This is a genomic window from Sulfurovum sp. TSL1, assembly GCF_019972135.1.
Classification (GTDB): domain Bacteria; phylum Campylobacterota; class Campylobacteria; order Campylobacterales; family Sulfurovaceae; genus Sulfurovum.
The window spans coordinates 1218722-1245660 of the sequence record NZ_BPFI01000001.1 but is presented as its reverse complement, the minus strand read 5'-3'; the positions used below and the strand labels follow the sequence as shown (position 1 = coordinate 1245660).

Sequence of the window (26939 nt, the reverse complement as noted above, 5' to 3'; positions counted from 1 at the left end):
TGCTGCATATCCTATAAAATTTGTTGATCCTTCTCTTCTTTTACTCTAACTCTGTGATACCTAATTCCAAGATCGCAATGGGTTTATCCGATATCTTTAGAACAGCAGGATATATGGTATCCATTATTTCAACAAAAGAGCGGTAGGGCTCATCTTTTAGTTGTGGTCCATAGACACTTATCCCTATCCAATCTATATATTTGTCACCAGGGTAGTATTTTTCGATGCTATTCCAGCTCTTTTTCGGTTCTCCAAATGTATCTACATGAAAAAACCATGTAATGTTATCGACTCCATGACTACGAAAGAGATCTATAATATGTCTATAAGCATCACGAAAACGTTCTGGCCCATCTGCTTTGTTTTTGTCACCATAAAGATGTTTGATCCCTCCTCCATTATAGCTTCCGTTCCATGGAAACCAATCTCCATTGACCTCTGTTCCAAACTCCACAAGTAAAGGTATTTCTGTCTTTTTGGCATCCAAAGCCCACTCACTCAGTGCTTTATCGAATTTTCCATCGATGATCTTTTGCATGGTGTAAAGCGGGTCAGGACCACCTTTTCTAAAATCACTTCTAGGCATCAAGCGGATAAAAGGTATTTTCCCATTCTTATGGATGGTATTCACTTGGGATAGAGGAAATTTGATCTGATCGAACCAATTGTTTGAGAAGTATGCCCATACAAGCTGTTTTTGTGCAAGCGTTTCAAATGTTTTGATACTGACGGAGGTGACATTATCTTCAGTACCACCAAAGTCTGGGTATGCAGCATGGTAGATAGTACCATTAGATGACGGATAGAGCTTTTTGTAACTGATAAGAGCTTTAGATGTGAATATTGGCAGGTCAATACCTTTTTGATATGCCTTCAGGCTTTTTTGCGAAGAGTCTATCCTCAGCCTTGTATCATCAAAGTTTGAGTTCCACCATGCGATTGCTTTGACATGAGGGTATCGGCTATCGGCAAGCGAAGAGAGTGCTTCAGTGATCCACTCCGCTTTTGTATGTTTTGATAGGTCACTGCTATATCCCATGGTGTTAATAACTATCAGATAGAAAACTGTAGCTGGTAGTTTCATGATTTGGAACAAAGACATTTGATCTATTCTACTAATGATGTAGCCCTTACAAAAGTATATCCTTCATTTTGTAGTCCTGAAATAATAACAGAAAGGTCACTTGTACCAAGATATGGATGGTAAAAGAAACTGGCAACACCATCACGTACTACTTTCAGTTTCTGTGCAAAACGGATGATATCTTCAGCATTTATTGCTCTATAGCCCTGATTTGGATCTTTGACAATATTGTATATATTTTCAGGGATGATATAGTATCCATAGGTATCTTTTCGGATGACATACGGGTAGAATTGTCCGATAAATTTAGATTTATCGGTCTCATCTGGATAGTAGATCAGTCTTGAATATTGTATCGGATAGACTTCTTGGATAGCCCGGTAATGGCTCGGACCTGCCATATAGTGTGGAGCCTCCCAGGCAAATGCCTGTATACTGACTTCATTTAAAATCGCTTTTCCTTCCAGTATTCTATTCTTCGCCCAGGTTCCATTATCATCTTCTGAAGGTCCTACATAGGTATAATTGCCATCATTGTTAATATCTGTTACTATCATGAATTCAAAATCATCCGCAGTGACCCCATTGTATGGGTTTTTGACACTGTCATATTGATGGCTAAATCCATGCTGTACAATATCTATAAGTCTTTCATTATAGTAAGCTTGTAGTAGTGTACCGATATCTGATTCAGAAATTGGGATGGAGGTACCGACTGGATAACCATATTCACCCAATGGATTCTCATATTGTGGGATGGTAGCAACATTGAAAGGAATATTCTGGCTTTGCATATACTCTGTTATAGCTATTAGATCAGAAGGATTTGTTTCTGCATTGACATCTTCCAGCCGCATGATCGCCTTGTGTGATTCATTGTGGTCTATACCAAGCATATCATGCAGGAGGTCTGCGAATGCAAGATACCTGTCCTCTTCCGACATATAAGAAAAAGGGAGATCCCCAACAAACCAGAAATTTCCACCCCTCGTTACATAGGGCTCTATAGATTTAGTTAAATCAAATGTTGAAGATGCTGTAGCAAGTCTAGTTGCTTTAGTATCATCAATGATTCCGATGGTGTTAAGTTCTAATGAACAAGCATAGGTAATGTTGCTTTCTTCATAGCAAGCTGTTGTGTTTGCATCGGGCGTTGCAAAAGGTATGACACCCTTATAGAGTTCTGTGTCCTTATACCATACACGAGTATAATTTGTATCTGTGCCGGAGTTGGTAAAGCCAGTTGTATCTACAAATGTATTCACTCCCCAATTATTTGAGTTTGCATCCCATTCTGTTTCTAATAGGTCAAGGTTATAGTTGATCCATACAACCATTTTATTTTGTGTTGCTATATCATGATAAAAATTCATATAACTGCTATGCCCATTAGGGTCACCTTGATAGTAACTCAATACATCAAAGGTGGTACCAAGATAGAACACAGTCGTAATATTCTCATCAACCATTTCATTTGCTATATATGCATTAGCAGGTTTGGAGGTAATGTTGAGATCAAAGTGCCCCAGGAGATTTTCAAGCAAGAGTGCATTGGTTTTTCCCTGATCTCCATAAGGACCGGCACTATCATACAATATCAAGACATTTTGCAGGGGAGGATTATTACTTGGTAAAGGAAGAACGATAGGTTCAGGCTCAGGATCAGCAGGTGGTGTTGTAACACCACTGCCGCCTCCGCCACCTCCGCAAGAAACGAAAAACAGAAGATACATCAGCAATGTACCAAATTTAAACACGCTTTTCATTGTTAGCCTCCTTTCTTATGATTACTTCACAAATGGTTCTTTAGCGCATTGAATGCCTTAAAAGAAAAATTCAAGCATGAGTCTTAGTGCATGGTCGTCTTCAGGGTCACCCGCATATTGATGACGGTATTCCAGTCTGGTTCTTCCTGTATATTGATGGGATTTATATTCACGTTCATTGCGCCAGAAAAAATAGGAGATCCCTGCACCTACATCAAATCTTTTGAGCGTCTCTTTTGGACCGTTATCGTTAGTGTATCCTGCAGAAGTACAAAGATACGGCATCCAGGCATCCTGGTATCCGCTTTTCCATACATATCCGTGTTCATAGTTTGCATAGAGACTGTAGGTGCCATTGTCCAGGTAGTAGACACTGTCCATATACAGGTGTTTCCACGGGTACTCTGTTGTAGTAGGGTAAAAGTCATAGCCATCAAAGAGTTCCCATGATGCTCTAAGCATGGTATCGTCACGACTCTCATCCCCACCTTTGAAGAATTTTTCTACGAAGAAGTAGAGTCTTTCCTCTTCTAATGGTTGGAAACGCAGTCCTATGGATGGCTGCCATGTCTCTGATCTGATTGCCAAACTCTGGTCTCGTACGCCAGCCAGTACTTTTGCATAGACGGTAGCATAGCCCTTGAAAATTTCTGGTTTATAATGAAGTTCTAATGCAGAAAACCCGCCATAGTTGGCAGAAAGTATGGGAGATATACCGCCGGTATTATTGTAGGAGTCAAGCCGCATACCATAGGTCAAATAACCAAAGAAATTTCGGTCCAATTCCGCTACACTGTATTTTAATTGATAGAGCTTGTCAATGTTTTCAGGCTCTTCCTGCTTCACGATATCGATACTTTTTTTAAAATTTTCTATAGCGCTTTTTTTGTCTTTTAACTTTATGTGGCAGTAGCCCAATGATTCATAATAGCCTGATTGTGGATCAAGAGAAGCTGCCTTGCCAAAAGCTTTTGCTGCAGGTGCATACTTTTCCTGCGCATAGTATGCTTGTCCGAGCTGTTCATATCTTACCGGGTTGTTCGGTTCATATTTGAGTACATTGTTCAGGTGGATGACCGCTTCATCATACTTTTTTTGATGGATGAGGTCATACGCCATCTGTGTTTCAGACCTTAGTTTATCTTCTCGTGTAGGTAATGGTTTGATCTGTGGTTTCTTTTGTACTACTTTAGGTTTTGATTTCTTAGGAATGGTATTTTTATTGCGTAGATATACCAGTCTCTCTTTATACTCAGGAAGCGGGTCACCTTGATAGAGTGCTTCCATAAGTGCTATCGCTTTTTGGTCTTGATGATTTTCACTATACTGATGGCTCAAATAGAGTTTTTGCTTGTCTGTCAAGTTTTCAAGGTGTGTGAGATCATCAACTATAGGCAGTATTTTAGTGACTTTGTTCTCTTCTTTGTAAAACTTGATCAGAGAGACTGAAAAGTTAAATTTTTCTTCATCCGTAAGCCCTGCATAGGGGTAGTATTTCTCTAATAGTTGATACTGCTGTTGAGGGTCCTTTTTGAGATAAAGCAGTGTTTTTAGATCTTTTGGGTTTTTCTTACCTTCGTATACATCGGAATAAAGAGAAGTTATTTTATCTTGCCTATCGGATTTTTCATAAAGATAGGCAAGTCGAACTTGATTTTCTTCAGTAGGGCTGGCCTGATAGATGGTTTCCATTGTTTCAATGGCTTTTGCTTCATGATTAGTTTGTAAAAACAGAAGCAGCAACTGTTCATTTTTCAGATTGGTTTGATTTATATGGGCGATCATACGTTCGGCTTGATCAAAGTGGTTTTCTTTTCTTAAAAGATCTGCCCACACAGCCAGTTTTTCATCCGATATCTTTTGAGATTTACAGTGATCTAAGTAAAGGTCTATCTCTTTGACTGCTGTATCAAACATCTTGTGTTCAAATAACAAAGAGATGATATCCAAATATTCAGAGGGACAAGAGGAAATGTTGAATTTAGGATGCAGGATCTCCTCTACATAGGTCTGGGTCGCTTTCGTATTGTCAGTGAATATCGCTGATCTCAATAGGATGTGATCATTAAATGCCTGTTCATTCTTTTTGAGTACAGAAGTATCTTCTATAGAAGAAGCCGTTTTTAGTGCCTGGGCATAATCTTTTAAGTGGAAAGAGATATACCCTTTATAGTATTTGGCATACACAGCGGGTTCTACAAGTGCAACATATTTATTGGCACATTCAAAATCTTTATCTTGCATACAGAGTACAACGACCCTGTTGGCTGCTTGCGTATTCTTAGGATCGATCTCCAAAACCTTCAAGAGAAGTTCTTTTGCTGCTGTAGTATTTCCCTGAGAGATGTAGAGATCGGCTTTTTTCAACCGGGGATAGATTCTATATTCGGTTAATTCATTTGTGACATGATCGACCGAATCAGTCACAATATTTGCACTGAGAAGTGTTACACAGTACAATGGCAAAATGAGTAATCGTTTCATAGTCCGATCCTTTTTAATTGATCTTCAGGTAAAAAGCCAAAATGCTGACAGCTTGCTATAAAAGTGATATTGTGTTCTGCTCTATATGCTAAAATCTGGGATACCATATTTCTAGGGATCATTTTTTGTTTCACAACAGTTCGAAGATGTAAGTATTCATTTTCAGTAAGGTCCGGGAACAAAATTTCTTTTTGAATCGTCTGAATGGTACTTTCGTTTGCGATAAATAGTTTAGTGTCTTTTGATATGATTTTTTTATAATCATCAATGATCACATCTACCAATTGATGAGATGAGACTATGGGTTGTAGCCCTTCTTTTTCTTTAAGGATCAGGATATCATGTTCGAGCATAGCATATCTATCCATTTCTTTGATAAGGGAACGATCTATTTGATCTATGGTAATATCAATATATTCTAAATTCCCTTGTAATGCCATTGCTTTTGTCAATTCTTCTTCGCTTAAAATATCTTGTTCAACCAACAGTTGTCCTAATGGTTTATTGACACTCTTTTGTAATTCTAATGCTTCATTGAGTGTTGTTTGATCGATCAAGTTCTTTTCTATAAGAATATCACCCAGCATTGTATGGAATTTTATATTTATGGGAAAATCATGTGTTGTTTTATCCCATGTCAGTATGCTTCCTTCTTTTTTGTTTTTGAAAAATTGTCTTATTGCTTTAAACATTGCAAAGAAATTAATAATATTCCCCCATACAATTCTTGGAAAACTCAGTAGTGCACCTTTTATTCCATAGACCTTATAGGTGAAGTACATTCTTTGTAGAACCCGGTTGAGCAGGAAAAAAGCATTGATGATAAGTAAAGTCCATAGCAATGTGTCTTCTTTCACAATAGGCGGAAACCACCATGTATCGGTAGTCAATTTTGAGTATAAGGTCATAAAAAGAACATTGACAACCAAAATGTAGGCTAAGATATTCGCTAAATTGGTGAGTATCGCCTTTCTATCCCTAAAGAGTATATAGTTTGTTTTGAAGCTGTCGGTCCAGCCTATCTTCTGCCATCCCTGAAGTGCAATACCCGTAAGCCATCTTGATTTTTGATTCACCGCTTTTCTAAATGTGGAAGGGAAGAATTCTCTGACGGTGATCAGTTCCTGTTTTTTCCCTGGAACAGCCTGACCATACCGATTATTGGCTCTATATTCTATTTCTGCAGGTACTCTTACAAAAATAAGTTTCATTTTTTCTTTAAACAGTTCATATCCCAGGCTATAATCCTCTGTGAGCGTATCTACAGAAAAAACTTCACCTTCATGAATTTCCCGAAGTCTTTCTATCGCTTTTCGACTTAATGCAGTCCCTACGCCAGCACTCGGAACGAATCCCAAAATACTCTCTCTGACAATGAGATCTTTACCGTGATTTTCTGCAAATTCATCCTCGTAGTGACCCGCTGTGAGGTCATACCATTTTCTTTGAAATGGAAATACAGGAATCTGTATCAAGTCGTTATGTGCGATAAGATGATTGAAAAGCTTTAATTCCAGAGGATGTATCACATCCTCTGCATCGTGTAAAACAAAAATATCAAATGTGATATTGTGTGACTTTTCAAATATAAAAATATGTTCGATAATATTATTTAAACAATCAGATTTATTGGTTGGCCCGGGAGTTCGTGTGACTACCTTGTGAATGTTACGATAATGTTCCGCAACAATATCAACATCATGCTGGGTTTCAGGATCATTCGGATAGGTTCCGATAAAAATGTGATAGTTGTAATATTCAAAACTTGAAGCAGCCAAAGCAGCCATATCGGCTATGACACCTTTCTCATGCCATGCCGGTACCATAATTGCAATCGGTTTTTCTGTATTTTTATAAAGTTCATTCACATTAAAAGGTTTATGTTTTCTGTAAACGGTGAATTTTCGCCAAATACGACGGATCCAATAGTAACAATCTATAAAAAAATCATCTATACTACTAAGCAAAATGATCAACGCTGCAAATAATACTAAATATTTTATGATCAGCCAATAGGCTGCAAAATAATCAATAAACTCCATCCCTTTTTCCCTTGTCTTTTAATTAGGTAGCAACAAATCTACAAACATTGTTACCTACATCCCTTATTTTATTCTATCATAATTTATTATATTATTTAAGTTTAAATTAAATAAATCACATGGAATATTTTTGTACCGATAAACAATGTATTTTTTAAATATATTTTAGATATAATTTTGACGTTATTTGAAGTGATCAGTAGGGAAATGTAGGCATTTATGTCTATGTTGGCGATCATTTAGTATCGTTTACGCTATCCGAACAGACTTCTAGAACAGTCGAAGAGACTTAAACTCTATTAATTTAAAGGATATAAAATGAAAAAGTTTTTCTTACTTTTCTTAGCACTTGGTGCTGTTGCATTTGCTGCTGAAGCAGATGGTGAATCTATGATCAAAGCATACTCAGTAGTTGCTGCTGGTATCGGTCTTGGTCTTGCTGCACTTGGTGGAGCTGTTGGTATGGGTAACACTGCTGCTGCGACTATCGCTGGTACTGCTAGAAACCCAGGTCTTGGTGGTAAACTAATGACTACAATGTTCATCGCTCTTGCAATGATCGAAGCACAAGTTATCTATACATTGGTAATTGCGCTTATCGCTCTTTATGCTAACCCATTTATCGGTTAATTTTAAAGACACTGAAAGGTTGTGATGGATATAATCCGTCACAACTTTTCAACCCCTCATTTTTTTAAAGTTCAGTAGTACTTTTAAACTACAAGTCTATGTGCGTCAGTGGTGGAACGGTAGACACGCTACCTTGAGGGGGTAGTGCCCTACGGGTGTGGAGGTTCAAATCCTCTCTGACGCACCATCTTCTTAAACCTTTAGATAGGTATACTTCACTAATATATTCTTACTGTAATGATACCCCTATAAAAACTGCGGCTAGAACTATTTTTTATTTCTCTGCTATTCCAATACTATTTTTAAATATTGGATCAGATTTTGAAGTGTGTAGTGTTTATTTAGAGTGCTGATTTGACTCTCAAAATGTGAACAGCTTGATTTTTAAGGATGATTTCATATGAATGTAATGACGCTCACAGCGTCATTTAAAGACTAGATGAACATGATATGGACTTTCTCACGGCCATACAATATAATTTACAGATATATTAACTATTATTTATACAAATAACTAAATATAATATTTAGTCTTTTTTTTAACAAAAGTGTATTAAATGCCGTAAAATAGGGCTTTTTATCATATTTTTATCTTTTTTTAAGAATTAGTTGTGATATAATGATTCCATCTTAAAAACAAGGAAGTAGAATGACAAAAGCAGATTTCGTAGAATTGGTACAGAAAAACGGTGAGTTTGAAAGTAAAGCAGCAGCAGAGAGAGCGGTAAAAGCATTTACCACTTCAGTAACTGAAGCATTAGTAAAAAAAGAAACTGTATCATTGGTAGGTTTCGGAACATTCTCTACAGTAGATGTAGCAGAAAAAAGCGGTACAGTTCCAGGAACTAATAAAACGTATACAAAGCCAGCACACACAGCACCTAAATTCAAAATGGGTAAAACACTTAAAGACGCTGTAGCAGGTAACTAAGTTCACCCTTATATCTACTACTTTCGGGTAGTAGATACTCTTCACTTTTATTTCATCCAAAATCTTTTACAACACCCTATAACCGTCCCTGAGATATACTACGTTAATATTTTCTCTAAGGATATTTATGCAATTACAAAATACAATAGGTTTAGGTGTGGCAGGAAACTTTGCACACCATTTAGAACAAGCAGGTGAACTCAAAGACTTTGAAAATGTCATGACTGCTGAACCTGATGCACCTAAAGGTATATTCCCTTTTTATCTTCCTGGCTCAGACTCTTTTTTAGGCGTGTACTCCATAGGCACAGACAGACTTACACTTCCAGAGTATGAAGCAAATGCACAAGTCGAACCGGAGATCGCAGTACTGTTTGATATTGTGTATGATGATCAAAAAAAGGTGATTGACCTCATTGCTCAGAAGTTTACTACATTTAATGACTGCACTATTCGTAAAGAAGGGGCAAAAAAGATCTCAGAGAAAAAGTCCTGGGGGCCTAATTCCAAAGGTATCGGTGACAAATGGATACCTATTGACAGGTTTGAAGAGGGTGGGGTGATGGACCATTACCATTTATGCTCTTTTGTGAAACGTGAAGGTGTGTTGCATCCCTATGGTGTGGATGCTCCACTTCTGGGGTACTCATACTTCTATACAAAGCTCAAAACATGGCTGATAGACAAAATGAACACCCAAGAGGATTTTGGTCCTCTTGAAGATATCGCAGCCCATCTTCAGGCAGCAGGGTATCCCAAACAAGCCCTCATCTCTATAGGGGCAACCGCGTATGCAGAGTTTGGTGAGAAGAATTATCTCAAGAAGGGAGATGAAATCTATGTCATCGCATATGACCATCGTACAGAGGATTCAAGTATAGAACCATCAGCGCATAAGGTGATATTACACCAAAAAGTAAGCTCATAGTTTAAAAAGTATCAAGCTTACTGACATCACAAGCATGCCGATCACAAGACCAAAGATGGTGGTGTGGTCATTACCATAGACCCTGGCAGAAGGTAAGAGTTCGTCAAATGAGATATAGACCATGATACCGGCGACCAGGCCAAATGTGATCCCTAATGTCAGATCTCCCATGAGAGGCACTAAAATAAGGAATCCAATGATCGCACCTACGGGCTCTGCCAGTCCAGAGCCCAAGGCATAGAGAAAGGCTTTTGTGCGATCTCCTGTTGCATGATATACGGGAAGTGCCACTGCCAAGCCCTCTGGTATGTTGTGGAGTGCTATTGCCAGTGCAATGGATACCCCGGTAGTCATATTATTTAAAGCTGAGACAAAGGTAGCAAATCCCTCCGGAAAGTTATGTAAGGCAATGGCAATAGCTGTAAAAAAACCCATACGTGCCAGTGGTGCCCTATGGTTTTGGATAGTTTGTGTATCATCGTTATCGATACTGTTTTCAATATCAAGTGTATGGTGGGGATTGATATTATCAGGAATTAACTGATCAATAACAAATGAGAGTGCAATACCGACAAAAAAAGCAACAAGACCTAAACTTTCACCTACAAGCTCTCCATATTTTAACGTAAATGCATCTTGGGATTTGACAAGGATCTCTGCAAATGAGACATAGACCATGACGCCTGCAGAAAAGCCTAGACCTACGGATAAAAACTTCGTGTTTTTGACACCACCCCAAAAAGCAAAGAGCGCACCAAGGGCAGTAGAAAGACCTGCAAACAGGGTTAACAAAAATGCAGGTAACATTTCTGCCATGGTAAATGCTTGCATCTTTCTACCCCACACTTTTCTGTCATTTCAAATGATGACTTTATACTGTAAAATACTCTCCTTCTGCCACCCTAAGCTTCGATCATCACTTTTTCAGTGCATACTTTTTTTGAGATCGCTTATAAATTCAGTGATATCATCATGCAGTGCCTGAAGATCTTCTTCGTGTTCTACTTCATCTGCAAGTATTTCAGAGATAATGTCGTAGGTAACGATATCTTTATGCTGTGTCATATCTGCAAGCTTCGAATAGACTGAGATCGCACACTGTTCCCCTTTGATCGAATCTTCAAGTATGCTCACGACATCAAAATCTTTTGGTTCTTCATATCCACAGTTCGCATGGGTAAACCACTCTTGTGGATGCAAGATAGGCGTTCCGCCCAGTTGAATGATCCTGTCTGCCAGCATATTCGCATGTCTGAGTTCATCTGCCGCATGCTGTGTCAGTTCAGCAATAGCTGCATCTTTCATAATACCCTTGATGACTTTGGCTTCAATGAAATATTGATAATAAGCCAGCCATTCGTCCGCATATGCTTTATTGAGCATTGCAATAATCTCATTGATCTCCAACCCTTTGATAATCGAATTACCTCTTTTTGCCATACTAGATCCTTTCAAAGCTATTAAGGAAAAAAATTATCCTTTGTTCATTGTAACGCTATTAAACTTAAAGAGAAATAGTGCTTTTTTTATGGCCTAACAAAAAATTGGCTAAAATACTGAAACGAGATAGAGAGGCAGAATTTGAAAATAAGATATTTTTTCCTAGCAGTGGTATTGGTAATGTTGTATGGATGTGAGCAGGGTAAGGTGTCTAAAGCCCGTTTGATGGAAGAGACAAAGAAAAAACAGGAGGCAGCAGCATCGGATCAGAAGACCTATAAAGAAGTGAATGAAACTTTGGAACTTCAAAAGCTGGTAGGGGCCAACCAGGTCACTTTAGCAAAAATTGAAGCAGAAAAACTTCAGCAGCTTAAAATATTGGAACTGGAGCAAATCAAACTGCAAGCGCAAGAGACATCTAAATTACAGGAAAGTAAATTGGCGTATGAAAAAGAGCTGCAGGGAATGAAACTTGCCCAGGAAAAAGAACTTGTTTTACTTCAGGAAAAACGGCTTCTATCGAACCAGGGTGAACAAAATAGACTGTATCAGATCGTGCTCATTGTAAGTACATTGCTTGTATTGCTTATTTTGCTGCTTCTGCTATGGATACATAAAAAGAATAAAGCCCATGAAGCAAAGATGCAGAAAGAGTCTTTAAGACACGAGGAGTATATGCAGGCAAGTCAGCAGCATCATGAAAAGATCACAAAAATGTTAGAGATCGTAGTGGATGTGAAGACAGATAAAAATGTTAAAAAAGAGTTGGTGAAACTACTCAAAGAACAGGGAGAAGACCCCGTTCTTTTATTGGAAGACAAAAAAGGCTAAACGTTAGTTGCCAAACCAGCTTTTCACTCTGTCAAATGCAGATTCGAAAGTACTTTTGTGTGGTCTGCTTTCCACACCATAGGTCTCCTGAAGTTTTTCGAGGAGCTCTTTTTGTTCATCATTGATCTTTTTAGGGAGTACCATACGCACTTGTGCAATAAGTCGTCCTCTTCTTCCGCTATGGACATCAGCCACACCCTCACCATCGAAGACGAATTGTTCTTTGTCTTTGGTGCTTTGTTTAAGTTCCAGTTCCAATTCACCGTCGAGTGCCGGGATGGAGATAGTTTCACCGAGTATGGCTTGTGTGAAGAACACAGGTACTTCTATATAGATATCGTTTCCATTACGGATGAAGTTTTCATCTTCTTCTACATGGAATGTAAGGTAGAGGTCACCGCGCTGCCCATTTTTAGCTTCGTTCCCATACCCTTGTGCCCTTAAACGGTTACCGGAATCTACTCCCGCAGGGATATTTATGGTAACTGTATCCTCTTTTTCATGGTAGCCTTTACCCTGACAGCTTTTACACTCTTCTTTAATGCTTTGTCCCTGACCATGGCATTTTGGACATGTTTGGGCAAACTGCATAGGCCCTTGTCTCATCAATACCTGACCTTGTCCTTGACAGTAGTCACATGTCTCTAGTTTTGCATCCTTGGCACCCGTACCTTCACAGTCACCACAAGGTGCTTTGTAACGGATGTCTATCTTCTTTTCACAGCCAAAGACTGCTTCATGAAATTTTAAAGGCACTTCTATCTCAAAGTCCAGTGCATATTTCTGACCCGGGTCTCTTCGCGCTCGGCCAAAACCGCCGAATCCACCGCCAGAGCCTCCGAACATAGAGTTAAAGATATCCATGATATCATCCATGTTAGCACCGCCGAATCCGCCGCCCATGCCGCCTTGGCCTTCTAGACCGGCTTTTCCATACCGGTCATAGATCGCTCTTTTTTCTTCGTCGCTGAGTACCTGGTAGGCTTCGTTGACTATTTTGAACTGATCTTCAGCTTCTTTGTCATCCGGATTTCTGTCTGGATGGTATTTCATTGCAAGTTTTCTGTATGATTTTTTAAGTTCAGCACCTGAACAGTCTTTACTTACTTCAAGTACTTCATAATAATCTAAATCTGTCATTGATATATCTCCATAGATAGGGAATGATTTGGGCGAATTCTACCATAATTTGGTTATAATCACAAAAATACAAAGATAGGTAGTTTATTATGGTTGTACATATCGTTACTTTTAAATTTAAAGAAGAAAATAAAAAGGCCAATATCATACAGGCAAAACAGATGCTGGAAAATCTTATGGGGGCGGTGCCGACACTTCGAAGTATAGATGTCGGCGTGAATTTTTCTACGGAAGAACGCGCTATGGACCTGAGTATCATTACAGTATTTGAAAGCAAAGAAGGGTTGGATGCCTATGCGATGCATCCTGAACATCTCAAAGTGGTCGACTTTATCAAAACTGTAGTGGAATACTCTAAAGTTGTAGATTATGAGAAACATTAAGAAATGATGAATAGTTTCATGATTTTAGCTTTTGAACCGAAGTGTTCGCAACAAAGTGTAGCCATGAAGGCGGCGTGCGAATGAAACACTACAAGATAGAAGCCTTTGAAAACCTGGTGGAGGCATTTGGTTCTTTGCCTTCCATCGGTAAAAAAACAGCGATCCGTTTAGCCTATCATGCAGTCATGGAAGACGGATTTTCTGCGATGAAACTGGCACATGCCCTGGAAACGGGTGTCAATACGATCCAAAAATGCAGCAAGTGCCACAATATGAGTGAAGATGAGCTTTGTACGATCTGTTCTGACCCTTATCGTGACAATACAAAGCTCTGTATTGTGCAAAGTGCCAAAGACATTTTGACCATAGAAGAGAGCAGACAGTTCGATGGTGTATATTATGTGGTGACTGAGGTACATGATCTAGATGATGCACATCTGTTTTATGCAGTTGGAGGTGTAGATGAGATCATCTTTGCTTTTCCTCCGAGCATTGCTACAGATACGATGATACTTTACATAGAAGATAAGCTAAAAGGGCTTGAGATAAATTTTACGAAGATTGCTCAAGGTGTACCTACCGGTGTAGAATTGGATAATATAGACGTGATGTCACTCTCACGTGCACTGGAAGCGAGAGTGAAGATATGATTAAAAAAAGAGCTGTACATAGTTCCATGATTTTATATTTCAATCAATTTTAGACAGCATGGTCATATTGCATGAAGTTTGATTTTATGTTATTCTTAACAAACAGTTCCAATGCTTCAGCCGATAGTGGTTCGCTATAGTAATATCCTTGTATCTCATCACATCCTTGTTCCTGAAGATAATGGAGTTGCTCAGCTGTTTCTACTCCTTCGGCAATTGTCTTCAGGCCAAGACTGTGCGCCATACTGATAATAGCATTTACGATAGCTCTGTCTTCCTTTTCTCTATGGATATCATGAATAAATGACTGGTCAATTTTAAGTTTAGAAACTTTGAATTTTTTAAGATAATTCAAACTGGAATAACCTGTTCCAAAATCATCAATTGACATATTGATACCACATGCATGTAGATTGTCTATCACCTTATAGGCACTTTCAGGGTCACTCATAGTAACGGCTTCAGTTAATTCAAGTTCCAAATACTTTGGTGGTAAACCAATGTCGTCAAGTATACTTGTGATCAAAGCTGTTAAACGATTATGGCGGAATTGTACGGCCGATAAATTAACAGCGATAGTCATCGGAGACAGACCATGGTCTATCCAACTTTTTGCCTGCTTCAACGCAGTACGTAGCACCCATTCTCCAATTGGCAAAATCAATCCACTATCTTCTGCAAGTGTAATAAATTCACTAGGTACAATATTTCCATATTCTGGATGATCCCATCGCAATAAAGCTTCTACTCCGATAATGCGATTATGCTTTAATGAGATTTGGGGTTGATAGACTAGAGATAATTCATTTCGTTCGAGTGCATGGTGTAATGCATTGATCAATTCTAAATTACGTGCTGAGTGTTCCTGCATTGCTTCAGTAAAGAAACAGTAATTGTTTCGACCTTCATGCTTCGCACGGTACATAGCAATATCAGCATTCTTGGATAGGGTTTCATAATCAGTACCATCATTTGGATAGATGGCTATACCTACAGAAGCGGTAACAATGAGCTCATTTTTTTTAATGACAACAGGTTTGGAAACAAGATCCAATATTTTTCTTGCAACAGAAGCAATGCCTTTTTCATTCGTGTTGGGTAGCATAAAGATAAATTCATCTCCTCCCAGACGTGATACGATATCCTCCTCACGAATGGCTAAAAGAAAACGTTTGGCCAGTGTAACGAGTAAAGCATCTCCGATAGTATGACCAAGGGTATCATTGATGTTTTTAAAGTGATCAATATCAAGGAAGAGAAGCCCCACCTTTCCATGTTGCCGTTTGGCAATGCTAATAGCATATTTGGTTTGTTCTTTTAGTTTATTTCTGTTTGGAAGTGCGGTAAGTGCATCAAAATTAGCAAGGTGATGTATGCGCGCTTCATTCCTCTTTTGTTCAGTAATATCTTCTTTAATCGCCATAAAATTGGTTATGACCCCATCAGAATTCACGATTGGGGAAGCTTTGATCGATTCGATATATTCTGTTTGGTCTTTGCGTCGATTTATAAATTCACCAACCCAATTCTTTCCTTTGTTCAATTGTAACCACATGGCATTATAGGCACTGAGAGGTGTTTTACCTGATTGGAGAAGACGCGCATTTTTCCCGATGGCCTCTTCAAATTTATATCCGGTAATTGTGGTAAAAGCGGTATTGACATATTCAATATTCCCTTTTAAGTCAGTGATCACTACGGTATTGGGGCTTTGTTCAAGGGCTTGTGAAAGTTTTTTTAACTCATGTTCATTTTTTTTACGTTTGGTAATATCTCTGGATGAGGCATAGATATAGTGTTCTCCACCCAATATGATCGATTTTGTTGTGATCTCAACATCAAGCAGCGTACCATCTTTACGGCGATGAATCGTTTCGATAGTTATAGGTGTATCGGATATAGAATGTAAGCGTTGATAAATCACTTCTTTTGAGAATTTTGCATCCCAATTCTGTATGTTCAGATGACGCGCTTCCTCTTTAGTGTAGCCAAGCATCTTTAGAAAAGAGGGACTGAATTCGACGAGTTTACCATCTCTATCCATCAAATGAATACCATCGATTGAGGATTGGATCAGTGTGTTGAGCCATGCACTGCTTGATTCAAGTTCTTTACTCTTCTCTTTCAGTTTTTCCCGGTTATAAAATAGTGCTATGGTAATGAACAGCAGAGAGAAGTAAACCAGTAAGCCTCCTATTGTTAAAAACAGGGGATAGCTGTTGTCTATATTTGTATCAAATTCACGTGTACTTGAAAAGTGGATAGACCATTCTCTTCCACCTATTTGAAAGATTTCTTTACTGTGATGTTGAGGAGTATAAGAAGATGACGTAAGGGAACTATAGAGCAGGTGTCCTTTATGAGGTTCTTCATTATCGTAGATTTCAAAATTGAGCATTGAGGAGTCTTTAATAAGGACATTTATAAGATCGTTCATCCGAAAAGGGCTGTAGACAAAACCAAGGAGTGAATCGCGTCGTGCTTGTACCGTTTTCGGTTTTTTTATGGTCTTGTATAATGGTAGATACATGAGAAACCCGGATTGAATATCCGAATCGATCTCCTGAACCAGTGTGACCTTTCCTGAAACAGATGGAAGACCTGTGTCTCTTGCTCTTTCCATTGCTTCTCTGCGGGTAGGATTGGAAAACATATCGTATCCGATTGCCTGAAGATTACGTTTGTCCATCGGCTCGAGATAGAGAATAGTACTATATTGTTCTCGTTCCCCTGCAGGGGTAAGCGTAAAAGTCGGATAGTCGTGGGTACGTATCTTTTTTATGAGTGGGGTAACCTCTTCAGGTTTTAGCATCAGTGAAAATCCGATTCCTTGAACACCGGGATAATTTTTTTCCGGTTGGAGTGCTTTTATATAACGATGCCATTCTCCTCGGTTAATAGTGTTATTTGAATGAAAGAGTGCGATACCGCCCTGTAAAGCGTGCTCATAACTGGATATTTGTTTTTCGATGCTGCTTAACGTCTCATGTACATGGCTTTCAAAATGTTCTTGTATCAGATTGTCATAGTAGTCTTTTGATAAAGACCAAATAAATATGGCAATGAATATAGAGAAAAAGAGGATGATAACTGAAATGACTTGATGCGTATAAAAATATTTTCGAAAGTATTTATAGGATATGATCTCTCTTAACATGCATGCCTTTTTTTGATGATCTCAGTGTATAGTATTATACTCAAAGTAAAATAAATTCATTCCAGAGTTAACCATTGTTCATAATGTTTAACTCCCGTTCGTCGGTTTAGACCCAAGGGGTGTTCCTGTGCTATTTTTTCTTACTCTCATCCATTTTTTAAGTTCTGTATCGATCATTGTTTTCATTTCTGGCATATGCTGCATCATTTTACTTTGCCCAATATATGCACCTGCTGCTGCAACATGAAGATCATCTAAGATACAGTCCCACTGACAGTACTGATTCAGATTGAAGTTCTTCAGTCTATTCGCATTTCTTATCGATATACTCCTGCACAAATTTACGTACATCGGCATAGACAAAAGAATCTTTGTACCCGTCTATCTTTCCGCCGCTTGCATTGGGGTGTCCTCCACCATTTCCAATGTGGGCGGCCATGGCAGAAACATCCAGTTTATTGTTACTTCTGAGTGAAAAGTGTCCCCTGAAGTTCACATCCATATAGAAGTCATAGTCATCATTTGCTACCATACAGGCATTTCCTATGATGGAGGTATTGCCTACATTGTAGCCAAGTATACCCTTGTAGCCTTTGTAGTGGATGGTAAGGCGTTGTTTGTCTTTGGTAAGCAGGTCTGTGACATAAGAGGCAACCAGGTTGTCTTTGGTGTTGTTTTCACCCTGTCTGAAAAAAGATTTTTTGATCTGATGCAGATCATCATCCAATTGTATCGGGGCATCTTGACTATCGACCCTTTGTTTTGCCGCTTCTATAAGAGAGAGTTTAAAGGTCCTGTCCTCTGCGGGAAATAAAATACGGTTGACCTCTCTTGCCCCGGAGATCATACCAAGCATGACTTTTCCATATTCGAACAGCGTATCATCACTGAGCCAAATATCGATGGCATTGATCGCTTTTACGATGGTGGCCAAGTGACTGTGCTTATCAAAGTGATAATGTTGTCGCAGCCAGTCGTAGGTAATAAGCGTAGCACAACGTGTCGTGTCAAGTGTATACCAGGCAAAGCGTTCTGCAGTACTTGCACCTGTAGCATGGTGATCAAGCAGTTGAAGCTTCGCACCGATACGTACAGCTTCGTTTTCTATCCAGTTACCCTCTTTGGTGGTAAGATTGAGGTCAGTGATAAGAATGAGTGCTTCGATCTCATCTCCGTGTAGAAATTTATCCTGTTCGATCTTTTTCACGATCTCCGCCAGTCTTGCTGTGACTTCCGGACCATAGTTCGCATTATAGCAGTCGATAGTGTCGAAACATTGTTCTGAGAGATATTGACATCCATAGCCATCGAGATCAATATGGGAGAGGTGGTAAACATGTTGTTTCATTAAAATATGCCTTTTTGAGGTTTAAATATGAGTGTATTATACAATGAAGTACTTGTAGGTCTATAGAGTAGACCCTGAAGAAAAGTGATCAGCGTGGCTTAAAGTATGTCGCCCAGGGTCAAACCATTTAAAAAGTCATCTATCTTCGTTTGGAAATTGATCAGAAAAGGTGAAATAGCACAACTTCCTATAGTCCCGTTTGGACAGGTACTTGTATAGCTGGTACAGTCAAACACAGCAGGCGATTTACCTTCAGCAGCAAAAATGATATCATTCACACTGATCTCATTCACGTCTTTAGCCAAGATAAATCCACCATGCGCACCTTTACGTGATTCAAGGATACCTTTTTTTGCGAGACTTTGTAAAATCTTTGCAAGAAAACTTTTAGGGATACACAGTTCATTGGCCAACTGTTCTGCACCGATAGGCGTGTCAGATTTTCGTATAGCATCCAAAGAAAGTAGAGCATATTCACTTGCACGGGTCAATAGCATAATAAAACCTTTTTCATAATTAGGAGTATTTTACTCTAATTAACATTAAAAAATAACATTAATGTACGCATAGTATCTCTCAATATTCGTCTAAGCTTATTATGCTATGATTGCGTTCCCAAATAGAATTTTGGAAATTAAATACCAATCAGGAGGTCATTATGGCTTTAGATCAGGCGAAAAAAGCAGACATTATTGCTAAATATGCTAGAGGAAACGGCGATACAGGTTCAACAGAAGTACAAGTAGCTCTTATTACAGAGAGAATTAAATATTTGACTGAGCACCTTAAGACAAATAAAAAAGATCACTCTTCAAGACTTGGACTACTTAAACTGGTAGGTCAAAGAAGAAGACTTATGAGATATCTTAAAAATACAGATCTTGCTAGATGGAACACGATCAAAGCAGATCTTGGTATTAGAAACTAATATCTTCACATCTCTTATCAGCTTTTGGGCTGATAAGTTCTACACACCTATTATATACATAACTTTTTCCATTCAATTCTCCAAACATTCTTATTTTACACGCAAGTTACACATCAATGTGTTAACCTACAAATAGACATTTTGGCACTTTTTACTAAGTTTAGTCATATCAACTCAACTAGTACTTGACAAAGGTACACTCAATGTTGTATAATTGCCGCAAGCATTAAATATGAAGATGCAATATTTAGAACACAAGGAGGTCTCTATATGAGTCAAGAGAATGAAAATCTTGAAGAGTCTCAGGCTGAAGAGGTCGAAGGGCAAACGGAAGTAGAGGAGACTGCGGAAGTTGATCCTCTGGAAGCTGCGCTTGCAGAAGCTGCCGACTATAAAGATAAATATCTCAGAGCCCATGCTGACTTTGAAAACACTAAAAAACGTCTAGAGAAAGATAAAATGAATGCTGTCTCCTATGCAAATGAAAGTTTTGCAAAGGACATTCTGGCAGTCATGGACTCTTTTGAAAACGCATTGGCATCTATGGAAAGTGCAGATGAAGAGAATGCTTCAGAAGTACTTGAAAAGATGAAAGAAGGTGTGAACCTTACGCATGAACAACTTAAAAAGATTTTAGAAAAAAATCATATCAAAGAGGTGTCCTGTGAGGGTGAATTTGATCCTGAAGTACATCAAGCGATCATGCAAGTGGAAAGTGATGCACATGAAACCGGTGATATCGTTCAAGTGATGCAAAAAGGGTATACGATCAAAGACCGTGTACTGAGACCAGCGATGGTTTCAACCTGTAAATAAAAAATAAATATAGAATAAGCAAGGATTTAATATGGCAAAAGTATTAGGAATAGATTTAGGGACAACAAACTCTGCTATGGCAGTGTATGATAACGGTGAAGCAAAGATCATTGCAAACAAAGAGGGTAAAAATACGACACCTTCTATCGTAGCATTTACCGATAAAGGTGAAGTACTTGTAGGTGAGTCTGCTAAAAGACAGGCGATCACAAACCCTGAGAAAACGATCTACTCTATTAAAAGAATTATGGGTCTGATGATGAGTGAAGATAAGGCTAAAGAAGCACAAGAGAAGCTTCCTTACCATATCATAGACAGATCTGGTGCATGTGCGATCGAAGTGGCAGGTAAAACATATACACCGCAAGAGATCTCTGCAAAAGTATTGATGAAAATGAAAGAGGATGCAGAAGCATATCTTGGTGAGACGGTAACAGATGCAGTTATTACAGTACCGGCATACTTCAATGATGCACAAAGAAAAGCAACAAAAGAAGCCGGAACGATCGCAGGACTCAATGTACTTCGTATCATCAACGAACCGACATCAGCTGCATTGGCTTATGGTCTTGATAAAAAAGAATCAGAGCAGATCGTGGTTTACGACCTAGGTGGTGGTACATTTGACGTAACTGCACTTGAGACGGGTGACGGTGTGGTTGAAGTTATGGCAACAGGCGGAGATGCATTCCTCGGTGGTGATGACTTTGATAACAAGATCATCGATTATGTCGCTGAGCAATTTAAATCAGACACTGGTATCGATGTGAAAGCGGATGTGATGGCGCTTCAAAGAGTTAAAGATGCAGCTGAAACAGCAAAAAAAGAGCTCTCTTCATCCACTGAAACGGAAATAAACCTTCCGTTCATTACAGCGGATGCATCAGGACCAAAACACTTGGTAACAAAGATCACTAGAGCAAAATTTGAGTCGCTTATCGGTGACCTGGTCGCAGGCACGATCAAGACTGTGGAAAGTGTATTGAAAGATGCAGGTCTTAGTAAGTCAGATATCAACGAGATCGTCATGGTCGGTGGTTCTACAAGAGTTCCTTTGGTACAAGAGGAGATGAAAAAATTCTTTGGTAAAGACCTTAACAAATCCGTGAACCCGGATGAAGTGGTTGCGCTTGGTGCAGCTATCCAGGGTGGGGTACTTGCAGGTGATGTGAAAGATGTACTACTTCTTGATGTTACACCACTTTCTCTTGGTATCGAGACACTAGGTGGCGTGACAACGAAAGTGATCGAAAAAGGAACAACGATCCCAGCGAAGAAGTCACAAGTGTTCTCAACAGCGGAAGATAACCAGCCAGCGGTAAGCATCCATGTACTTCAAGGTGAAAGAGAGTTCTCTAAAGACAACAAATCACTTGGTATGTTCGAACTTAGAGATATTCCGGCAGCTCCAAGAGGTGTACCTCAGATCGAAGTAACATTTGATATCGATGCGAATGGTATCTTGACTGTATCTGCACAAGATAAAGGTACGGGTAAATCTCAAGAGATCAAGATCACTGGTTCGTCAGGACTTTCAGATGAAGAGATCGAAAAAATGGTTCAAGATGCTGAAGCGCACAAAGCTGATGATGAGAAAAGAAAAGCAGTTGTTGAAGCAAGAAACCAGGCAGATGCATTGGTGCACCAGACGAAAAAGTCATTGAGTGATCTAGGTGAAAACTTCGATGCGACAGAAAAAGCGAGTATTGAATCGGCTATCGAAGAGCTTGAAGCTGTCATTAAAGATGACTCTGCAACCAAAGAGCAGATAGATGAAAAAGTAAAAGCATTGACTGAAAAAAGCCATAAGCTAGCGGAAGCGATGTATGCTAAAGAACAACAAGGCGGTGCAAACCCGGAAGCAAAAAAAGCAGACGATGACGATGTCATCGATGCTGAAGTAGAGTAAGGCTCTGCTTCCATAAGCCATACGATCCATAAGGGGCTTTTTCTTGTTCCCATGCTTTGCGTGGGAACATATATCCCAATCTATCAAATCTATAACATTTTTTTTAATATCCCTTCAATTTGAACTATGGTCTTGTTTTCCTCTTCATTTTTTAGAAAAACGAAGCAAAAATCGTCTCTATTCTCGAATCGCTTCGCTTACAAGGTCGTTCACAGAGACATGGTACACTTCGTGTGATTAAGACAATGAAGTTTAAAAGTCAAATGGATGCCGTGCCATCAGCCACAGATAGGTACCTTCTTCGCTTGTTGCCACATCAAACCGTATCGGTAATTCTGATACCATGGCCCGTAGGCTGATACCTGCATCATATTTCATATCATTGACAAGATCAAGCGTGTATTGATCATGTACCCTTCCGGCCTCTGCAAACAGAACGATCTGGAACCAATCTACTTTTGCCGGTATCCATGAGATGTCCTTCAGAGGATTGTAGTCGATGATGGCTCTGTACTCTGCAGCAGCGTAAAAGGCTGCTTTGTCTGAAAAACGATCCTGATCATAGCCTCTCATCCTGTTGAAACCGCCCAGTCTGGCACCTTCCCACATAGGGGGACGATGTGCATCAAATCCGGGAGAGATCTCTGTGTCATTATCCCATGAAAATGAGTACCCTGTCCATAGACTTAAAGCCAGCACATTTTGTTGGGTAAATGAAAATGTTTCCAGTTCAAAGTAATGATTGTATGCAAATTCTAAAAAATCCCAACTCTGAAGAGAATCCCCCCAGCCGAAATCTTTTGAGTATTGCAGTTGGAACTGGTAGCCTCTAGCGGGGTTAATATCAAAATCTGTATTATCATGCATAAGAAAAAATCGCAGTCCATTGGTATTCCATGTGGGTAGAGATGTCCCGTTTTTCCACCAAATCGAATCTTGCCACCTCTCTGTGTTGTCCGTATTGTCTGTCTGGAAAAATGTCTTGATCCCTATAGAAGTTCTACCACTTACGAAAGGTACACCGCCTCCGCACTCCTCTCTGCCTACACAAAAACCACCTTCAAGTTTGTAGAGGCCTGCGGGATTGTCTACACCTTCTCCTATGGGAAGGGTGTATCTGAAGGTAGTGGTGAAGAAGTCAGAATCACCCGAACTGATGTAGGCATCCTCTTTATCGGATGTATGTGAACCGTCTATATAGTAACGGTTTTTCGGAAAATAGCTTTTTAAACCCATGAAGGAGAAAAAGAACCGGTCTGTGTAAGGAAGTTTATAGTCTAAAAAAGAGATGAACCCTCCGGAAAAGGTTGCTTCTTCGGGCTGATTATTGATGGTAATGTCTTGCGGTAGACCGGTAAAAAGAGTAGCGATAAATGTGGTTTGGGGTTGGAATAAAGCTCTTTTCATAGCACTGACACCTCCTGCAAATCCAGTAGCGTCACTCGAAAAGGCATAAGGTAAAAAAATCCACTCTTTTCCTTTTGTTGCATTATTCTCATTTCCTGCAGCACTTAAAAGTGTGGCACTTAACAAAACAAATAAGAGATATTTTTTATTCTTCATTTTATCATTATAGCTAAAATATTACTTTGGATATTATTAGGTTATAATACCGAAATGATAGCGATACTAATGTAAGGATAGAATATGGATATTAAAAAGTGTAACACACTTGAAGAAGCGAGAAATGAGATCGATAGTGTAGATCGAGAGATCGTAGAACTGATCGCTAAACGCAATGAGTATATTAAACAGATAGCACATTTTAAAACCAGTGTAGATGAGGTCAAAGCAGAGGATAGGATCGCAGATGTGATCGCCCATGTAAGAGAACAAGCAATTTCACTTGGATTGTCTCCTAACCTTATCAATGATCTCTATGTAAGAATGATAGATGAGATGGTTGAAAGTGAAATTTCTGAATTTAAGAATGCACAGAGGTATTAATCTTCACACGCTTCGTCGTCGTTCGAGTCTGTGACTGCATTGACCGCTGAACCCGCTACATCTACAGTCGCACCTACGACAGAGCCTGCAACAGAGACAGGTATTGTTACGACCTGTGTACATCCGGAAAATAAAAGCAAAGTGATGAGTACACAGAGTACTGATCTTTTAATTCCTCGCATGGTGTGGGGCTCCCTGTAGTGAAGTGTTGGTCATTGTGATGCGGGATTATAGCATAAATCCTATGTGTACTCTTCTACACATAGAGTATGTTAAAATATATCATTGAATTTAAAGAAGGTTGGGGATGAATATATTACTGCTTGAAGATGATGTGATACTGCAGGAGATCATGGAGGAGTTTCTTATAGAAAAAGGGTATAAAGTAGAGAGTTTTTTTGATGGTGAAAAAGCCCTCGATGCGATAGGTTCCGGTTCGTATGATATGATGCTTTTAGATGTGAATGTACCTAACATTGATGGTTTCGAGATACTTTCATACTTACGTGAGATCGGTAACACCACACCGGCGATATATATCACCTCACTTGCAGGGGTAGAGGATCTCAAAAAAGGTTTTGACCTGGGCGCAGATGATTACCTGAAAAAGCCTTTTGAACTTGAGGAATTAAATGCCCGGATAGAACATATAGTCAGGCTTTACCGTTTACAAGAAGAGATTGAGTTTGACGGTATGAGGTTCATTCCTAAAGCACATCAAATTTTTCTAAAAGACAGAGTGATCGAGATGAGGCAGAAAGAATCACAGGTACTTGAGTACTTTATCCGTAATATAGGGAAGATCATCTCTTGCGATGAGATCATAGAAAATGTATGGGACGATGAAAATATTCCTGCGCATGCGACGATCCGTACGTATATTAAAAATCTGAGAAAGATGTTCGATAAAGAGTATTTTGAGAACATTAAAGGAGAAGGTTATCGTTTTAACATCGTATGAGCGTAAATCACTTTTTAGTTTTTTAGCTGTCTATCTGATATCGGTCTTCATATTACTTGCGATCATAGGGTACCTTTTCTTTGAAAATAACCGTGTTTCTATGCAAAATGCCATAAAATTTGAAATGATGTACCAGGCACGTATGTTATCTTCTTCCATTGTGATGAAAGCTATGCAGGATGACGCAAAAGGCGAGATGGATTTGGCGAGTCAAAATGACTTCTTAAAACATTTAAAACATTGCCGTTTTCATGTAGGGTACTATGATAAGGATAAAAGACCTATCTACACGGAAGTCGATAATTTTAAAGTAACTGATCAAGACTTCTTCATTGAAAATGGAAGTGCTTATACTATCATAGAAGACAAGAGCAACCATTTAGGTGTGCACTATATTGTATTAAAAGAGAATGCGCTTTCAAAAAATGTACAGAGTTTACGTATCAAGATCATAGGTTACTTAGTATTATCATTTATACTGATGGGGATAGTAGGATATTTTTTAGGACGTCTATTTTTAAGACCGGTCAGGGAACAGATAGAGTCTTTAGATAATTTCATTTCAGATACGACACATGAACTCAATACCCCCATTGCAGCCATACTGATGACGATACAGTCGTTGAAAGACATTGAGCCCAAAAAATTGAAACGTTTGGAGGCCAGTGCGAAAAGACTTTCTGTGATGTACAGTTCTCTCACCTATAGACTTGAAGGTAAGGTCGAATCTTCAGAAGTATTGTGTTTTTCCGATGTGGTAAAAGAGAGGGCTGAATATGTGAAGGAACTCATTGATTCTAAACGTCTGCATATCTCACTGGATCTTGAACCTACAGAAGTGCTGATACCTAAAACATCTTCGTATAGACTCATAGATAATTTACTCTCCAATGCCATCAAATATTCTGACGTGGGGGACAGTATTTCTATTACGCTGAAGGACCATGTGTTAAAGGTGAAAGATACGGGGGTTGGTATAGATAAAAAAGTACAGGATGATATCTTTAAGCGCTACTATAGAGAAAATGATGAACGTGGCGGTTTTGGTATAGGGTTGAATATCGTCCTTTCTATTTGTAAAGAATACAAAATAAAATTGGATCTGGAGTCTAAAAAAGGAGAAGGAAGTACCTTTATACTTACCTTTCCTGTCGTAAAAAAATAACGTTATTCTACACTATCCATAAGGATACCAATGATATCGGTCATGGTGAGGATACCGTAAAGTTCATTGTTATCAATGACCAGTAGACGTTTAATGCTGTTTTGTACCATCATTTTTGCCGCATACTTTACATCAAGTTTAGCAGAGACAGAGAAGGCCGGTGTTGTAGCAATGTCATAGACATTGAGCAGATCGATGTCACCATCCTCCGCAACGATACTTTGCAAAATATTTTTAAAGGTCAAAAGTCCATAGGCACCATCCTCTGTGTTTTTGTCTACAATGACAGAGCGTACCTGGTGTTCTTTCATTAACTTCAGTGCTTCTCTGACTGTTGACATCACTGAGATCACTATCAATTTTTCTTTAGGTGTCATTACTTTTTCTACTAACATTGAT

General features: G+C 39.0%; 25 protein-coding genes and 1 tRNA gene. 13 read left to right on the top strand and 13 right to left on the bottom strand.

What is annotated here, in order from left to right; all coding sequences use genetic code 11:
* Positions 1-40: 40 nt before the first annotated feature.
* The 4 genes from LDM98_RS06095 to LDM98_RS06080 are packed head-to-tail and all read right to left on the bottom strand — an operon-like array spanning position 41 to position 7376.
* Entirely contained in the window at positions 41-1102 is a 1062-nt protein-coding gene (locus LDM98_RS06095) for a glycoside hydrolase family 26 protein (protein WP_223898447.1), read from the bottom strand.
* Between the two features lie 5 nt (positions 1103-1107).
* Entirely contained in the window at positions 1108-2850 is a 1743-nt protein-coding gene (locus LDM98_RS06090; protein WP_223898446.1) for a DUF2334 domain-containing protein, read from the bottom strand.
* A gap of 57 nt (positions 2851-2907) precedes the next feature.
* On the bottom strand, positions 2908-5334 hold the full coding sequence (locus LDM98_RS06085) for a tetratricopeptide repeat protein (RefSeq protein ID WP_223898445.1): 2427 nt from the start codon (positions 5332-5334) through the stop codon (positions 2908-2910).
* On the bottom strand, positions 5331-7376 hold the full coding sequence (locus tag LDM98_RS06080) for a glycosyl transferase family protein (protein WP_223898444.1): 2046 nt from the start codon (positions 7374-7376) through the stop codon (positions 5331-5333). Before LDM98_RS06080 ends, LDM98_RS06085 begins: the two co-directional genes overlap by 4 nt.
* A 318-nt stretch (positions 7377-7694) precedes the next feature.
* Between LDM98_RS06080 and LDM98_RS06075 the strand changes: the two genes are divergently transcribed.
* The 4 genes from LDM98_RS06075 to LDM98_RS06060 all read left to right on the top strand — a co-directional run bounded on the left by LDM98_RS06075 (position 7695) and on the right by LDM98_RS06060 (position 9865).
* Positions 7695-8006, top strand: a complete 312-nt coding sequence (locus LDM98_RS06075) for a F0F1 ATP synthase subunit C (protein ID WP_223898443.1) — start codon at positions 7695-7697, stop codon at positions 8004-8006.
* 102 nt (positions 8007-8108) lie between these two features.
* Positions 8109-8193 (top strand) — tRNA-Leu (locus LDM98_RS06070).
* 462 nt (positions 8194-8655) lie between these two features.
* On the top strand, positions 8656-8937 hold the full coding sequence (locus tag LDM98_RS06065; protein WP_223898442.1) for an HU family DNA-binding protein: 282 nt from the start codon (positions 8656-8658) through the stop codon (positions 8935-8937).
* Positions 8938-9064: 127 nt separating this feature from the next.
* The gene (locus tag LDM98_RS06060; protein ID WP_223898441.1) at positions 9065-9865 is read left to right on the top strand and encodes a DUF5718 family protein; all 801 of its coding nucleotides are present in this window, start codon (positions 9065-9067) and stop codon (positions 9863-9865) included.
* Here LDM98_RS06060 and zupT read toward each other — a convergent pair.
* Positions 9860-10696, bottom strand: coding sequence for a zinc transporter ZupT (zupT, locus tag LDM98_RS06055; protein WP_223898440.1), 837 nt, complete (start codon positions 10694-10696; stop codon positions 9860-9862). The genes LDM98_RS06060 and zupT overlap by 6 nt on opposite strands.
* A 93-nt stretch (positions 10697-10789) precedes the next feature.
* A complete protein-coding gene (locus LDM98_RS06050) occupies positions 10790-11305 on the bottom strand; it encodes a ferritin-like domain-containing protein (protein WP_223898439.1) in 516 nt (171 codons plus the stop codon).
* Positions 11306-11512: 207 nt separating this feature from the next.
* Here LDM98_RS06050 and LDM98_RS06045 point away from each other — a divergent pair, with 207 nt between their 5' ends.
* Positions 11513-12136 carry a hypothetical protein gene (locus LDM98_RS06045; protein ID WP_223898438.1) on the top strand — a complete coding sequence of 208 codons (624 nt, stop codon included), beginning with the start codon at positions 11513-11515 and terminating at the stop codon, positions 12134-12136.
* Positions 12137-12139: 3 nt separating this feature from the next.
* On the opposite strand, the gene dnaJ is transcribed toward LDM98_RS06045, so the two are convergent.
* Positions 12140-13276, bottom strand: a complete 1137-nt coding sequence (dnaJ, locus tag LDM98_RS06040; protein ID WP_223898437.1) for a molecular chaperone DnaJ — start codon at positions 13274-13276, stop codon at positions 12140-12142.
* A gap of 89 nt (positions 13277-13365) precedes the next feature.
* Between dnaJ and LDM98_RS06035 the strand changes: the two genes are divergently transcribed.
* Positions 13366-13659 carry a Dabb family protein gene (locus LDM98_RS06035; protein ID WP_223898436.1) on the top strand — a complete coding sequence of 98 codons (294 nt, stop codon included), beginning with the start codon at positions 13366-13368 and terminating at the stop codon, positions 13657-13659.
* A gap of 80 nt (positions 13660-13739) precedes the next feature.
* A complete protein-coding gene (gene recR, locus LDM98_RS06030; RefSeq protein ID WP_223898435.1) occupies positions 13740-14309 on the top strand; it encodes a recombination mediator RecR in 570 nt (189 codons plus the stop codon).
* Between the two features lie 49 nt (positions 14310-14358).
* Here the strand turns inward: recR and LDM98_RS06025 are convergent, their stop codons facing one another.
* The 3 genes from LDM98_RS06025 to LDM98_RS06015 all read right to left on the bottom strand — a co-directional run bounded on the left by LDM98_RS06025 (position 14359) and on the right by LDM98_RS06015 (position 19311).
* Positions 14359-17466 (bottom strand): EAL domain-containing protein, encoded by a 3108-nt coding sequence (locus LDM98_RS06025; protein WP_223898434.1) that lies wholly within the window; start codon positions 17464-17466, stop codon positions 14359-14361.
* A gap of 304 nt (positions 17467-17770) precedes the next feature.
* Positions 17771-18814: a DHH family phosphoesterase gene (locus LDM98_RS06020; RefSeq protein ID WP_223898433.1), complete on the bottom strand. Its 1044-nt coding sequence runs from the start codon at positions 18812-18814 to the stop codon at positions 17771-17773.
* Positions 18815-18912: 98 nt separating this feature from the next.
* The gene (locus LDM98_RS06015; RefSeq protein ID WP_223898432.1) at positions 18913-19311 is read right to left on the bottom strand and encodes an Rrf2 family transcriptional regulator; all 399 of its coding nucleotides are present in this window, start codon (positions 19309-19311) and stop codon (positions 18913-18915) included.
* Positions 19312-19472: 161 nt separating this feature from the next.
* Between LDM98_RS06015 and rpsO the strand changes: the two genes are divergently transcribed.
* The 3 genes from rpsO (at position 19473) to dnaK (ending at position 22467) form a co-directional block, all read left to right on the top strand.
* Positions 19473-19742 (top strand): 30S ribosomal protein S15, encoded by a 270-nt coding sequence (gene rpsO, locus LDM98_RS06010; protein WP_223898431.1) that lies wholly within the window; start codon positions 19473-19475, stop codon positions 19740-19742.
* A 270-nt stretch (positions 19743-20012) separates the two neighbouring features.
* Positions 20013-20558: a nucleotide exchange factor GrpE gene (gene grpE, locus LDM98_RS06005; protein WP_223898430.1), complete on the top strand. Its 546-nt coding sequence runs from the start codon at positions 20013-20015 to the stop codon at positions 20556-20558.
* Positions 20559-20589: 31 nt separating this feature from the next.
* A complete protein-coding gene (gene dnaK / locus LDM98_RS06000; RefSeq protein WP_223898429.1) occupies positions 20590-22467 on the top strand; it encodes a molecular chaperone DnaK in 1878 nt (625 codons plus the stop codon).
* Positions 22468-22719: 252 nt separating this feature from the next.
* On the opposite strand, the gene LDM98_RS05995 is transcribed toward dnaK, so the two are convergent.
* The gene (locus tag LDM98_RS05995) at positions 22720-24030 is read right to left on the bottom strand and encodes a hypothetical protein (RefSeq protein ID WP_223898428.1); all 1311 of its coding nucleotides are present in this window, start codon (positions 24028-24030) and stop codon (positions 22720-22722) included.
* Positions 24031-24114: 84 nt separating this feature from the next.
* Between LDM98_RS05995 and LDM98_RS05990 the strand changes: the two genes are divergently transcribed.
* Positions 24115-24414 carry a chorismate mutase gene (locus tag LDM98_RS05990; RefSeq protein WP_223898427.1) on the top strand — a complete coding sequence of 100 codons (300 nt, stop codon included), beginning with the start codon at positions 24115-24117 and terminating at the stop codon, positions 24412-24414.
* Here the strand turns inward: LDM98_RS05990 and LDM98_RS05985 are convergent.
* Positions 24411-24596, bottom strand: coding sequence for a DUF6726 family protein (locus LDM98_RS05985; RefSeq protein ID WP_223898426.1), 186 nt, complete (start codon positions 24594-24596; stop codon positions 24411-24413). The two genes, LDM98_RS05990 and LDM98_RS05985, sit on opposite strands and share 4 nt — an antisense overlap.
* Positions 24597-24721: 125 nt before the next feature.
* Between LDM98_RS05985 and LDM98_RS05980 the strand changes: the two genes are divergently transcribed.
* Together LDM98_RS05980 and LDM98_RS05975 are read left to right on the top strand one after the other, a co-directional pair.
* Positions 24722-25375, top strand: coding sequence for a response regulator transcription factor (locus LDM98_RS05980; RefSeq protein ID WP_223898425.1), 654 nt, complete (start codon positions 24722-24724; stop codon positions 25373-25375).
* Entirely contained in the window at positions 25332-26540 is a 1209-nt protein-coding gene (locus tag LDM98_RS05975; protein ID WP_223898424.1) for a HAMP domain-containing sensor histidine kinase, read from the top strand. The genes LDM98_RS05980 and LDM98_RS05975 overlap by 44 nt, the downstream gene beginning before the upstream one ends.
* 2 nt (positions 26541-26542) lie before the next feature.
* Here the strand turns inward: LDM98_RS05975 and LDM98_RS05970 are convergent, their stop codons facing one another.
* A complete protein-coding gene (locus tag LDM98_RS05970; RefSeq protein WP_223898423.1) occupies positions 26543-26935 on the bottom strand; it encodes a CBS domain-containing protein in 393 nt (130 codons plus the stop codon).
* Between the last annotated feature and the right edge of the window lie 4 nt (positions 26936-26939).

Coding starts and splice junctions, on each gene's coding strand:
- zupT (WP_223898440.1), bottom strand. CDS start 10,696: ATGCAAGCATTTACCATGGCAGAAATGTTACCTGCATTTTTGTTAACC.
- dnaJ (WP_223898437.1), bottom strand. CDS start 13,276: ATGACAGATTTAGATTATTATGAAGTACTTGAAGTAAGTAAAGACTGT.
- LDM98_RS05985 (WP_223898426.1), bottom strand. CDS start 24,596: ATGCGAGGAATTAAAAGATCAGTACTCTGTGTACTCATCACTTTGCTT.
- LDM98_RS06035 (WP_223898436.1), top strand. CDS start 13,366: ATGGTTGTACATATCGTTACTTTTAAATTTAAAGAAGAAAATAAAAAG.
- LDM98_RS06015 (WP_223898432.1), bottom strand. CDS start 19,311: ATGCTATTGACCCGTGCAAGTGAATATGCTCTACTTTCTTTGGATGCT.
- LDM98_RS05990 (WP_223898427.1), top strand. CDS start 24,115: ATGGATATTAAAAAGTGTAACACACTTGAAGAAGCGAGAAATGAGATC.
- grpE (WP_223898430.1), top strand. CDS start 20,013: ATGAGTCAAGAGAATGAAAATCTTGAAGAGTCTCAGGCTGAAGAGGTC.
- LDM98_RS05970 (WP_223898423.1), bottom strand. CDS start 26,935: ATGTTAGTAGAAAAAGTAATGACACCTAAAGAAAAATTGATAGTGATC.
- LDM98_RS06085 (WP_223898445.1), bottom strand. CDS start 5,334: ATGAAACGATTACTCATTTTGCCATTGTACTGTGTAACACTTCTCAGT.
- LDM98_RS06080 (WP_223898444.1), bottom strand. CDS start 7,376: ATGGAGTTTATTGATTATTTTGCAGCCTATTGGCTGATCATAAAATAT.
- LDM98_RS06075 (WP_223898443.1), top strand. CDS start 7,695: ATGAAAAAGTTTTTCTTACTTTTCTTAGCACTTGGTGCTGTTGCATTT.
- LDM98_RS06060 (WP_223898441.1), top strand. CDS start 9,065: ATGCAATTACAAAATACAATAGGTTTAGGTGTGGCAGGAAACTTTGCA.
- recR (WP_223898435.1), top strand. CDS start 13,740: ATGAAACACTACAAGATAGAAGCCTTTGAAAACCTGGTGGAGGCATTT.
- rpsO (WP_223898431.1), top strand. CDS start 19,473: ATGGCTTTAGATCAGGCGAAAAAAGCAGACATTATTGCTAAATATGCT.
- LDM98_RS05995 (WP_223898428.1), bottom strand. CDS start 24,030: ATGAAGAATAAAAAATATCTCTTATTTGTTTTGTTAAGTGCCACACTT.
- dnaK (WP_223898429.1), top strand. CDS start 20,590: ATGGCAAAAGTATTAGGAATAGATTTAGGGACAACAAACTCTGCTATG.
- LDM98_RS06025 (WP_223898434.1), bottom strand. CDS start 17,466: ATGTTAAGAGAGATCATATCCTATAAATACTTTCGAAAATATTTTTAT.
- LDM98_RS05980 (WP_223898425.1), top strand. CDS start 24,722: ATGAATATATTACTGCTTGAAGATGATGTGATACTGCAGGAGATCATG.
- LDM98_RS06065 (WP_223898442.1), top strand. CDS start 8,656: ATGACAAAAGCAGATTTCGTAGAATTGGTACAGAAAAACGGTGAGTTT.
- LDM98_RS06050 (WP_223898439.1), bottom strand. CDS start 11,305: ATGGCAAAAAGAGGTAATTCGATTATCAAAGGGTTGGAGATCAATGAG.
- LDM98_RS06095 (WP_223898447.1), bottom strand. CDS start 1,102: ATGTCTTTGTTCCAAATCATGAAACTACCAGCTACAGTTTTCTATCTG.
- LDM98_RS06090 (WP_223898446.1), bottom strand. CDS start 2,850: ATGAAAAGCGTGTTTAAATTTGGTACATTGCTGATGTATCTTCTGTTT.
- LDM98_RS06020 (WP_223898433.1), bottom strand. CDS start 18,814: ATGAAACAACATGTTTACCACCTCTCCCATATTGATCTCGATGGCTAT.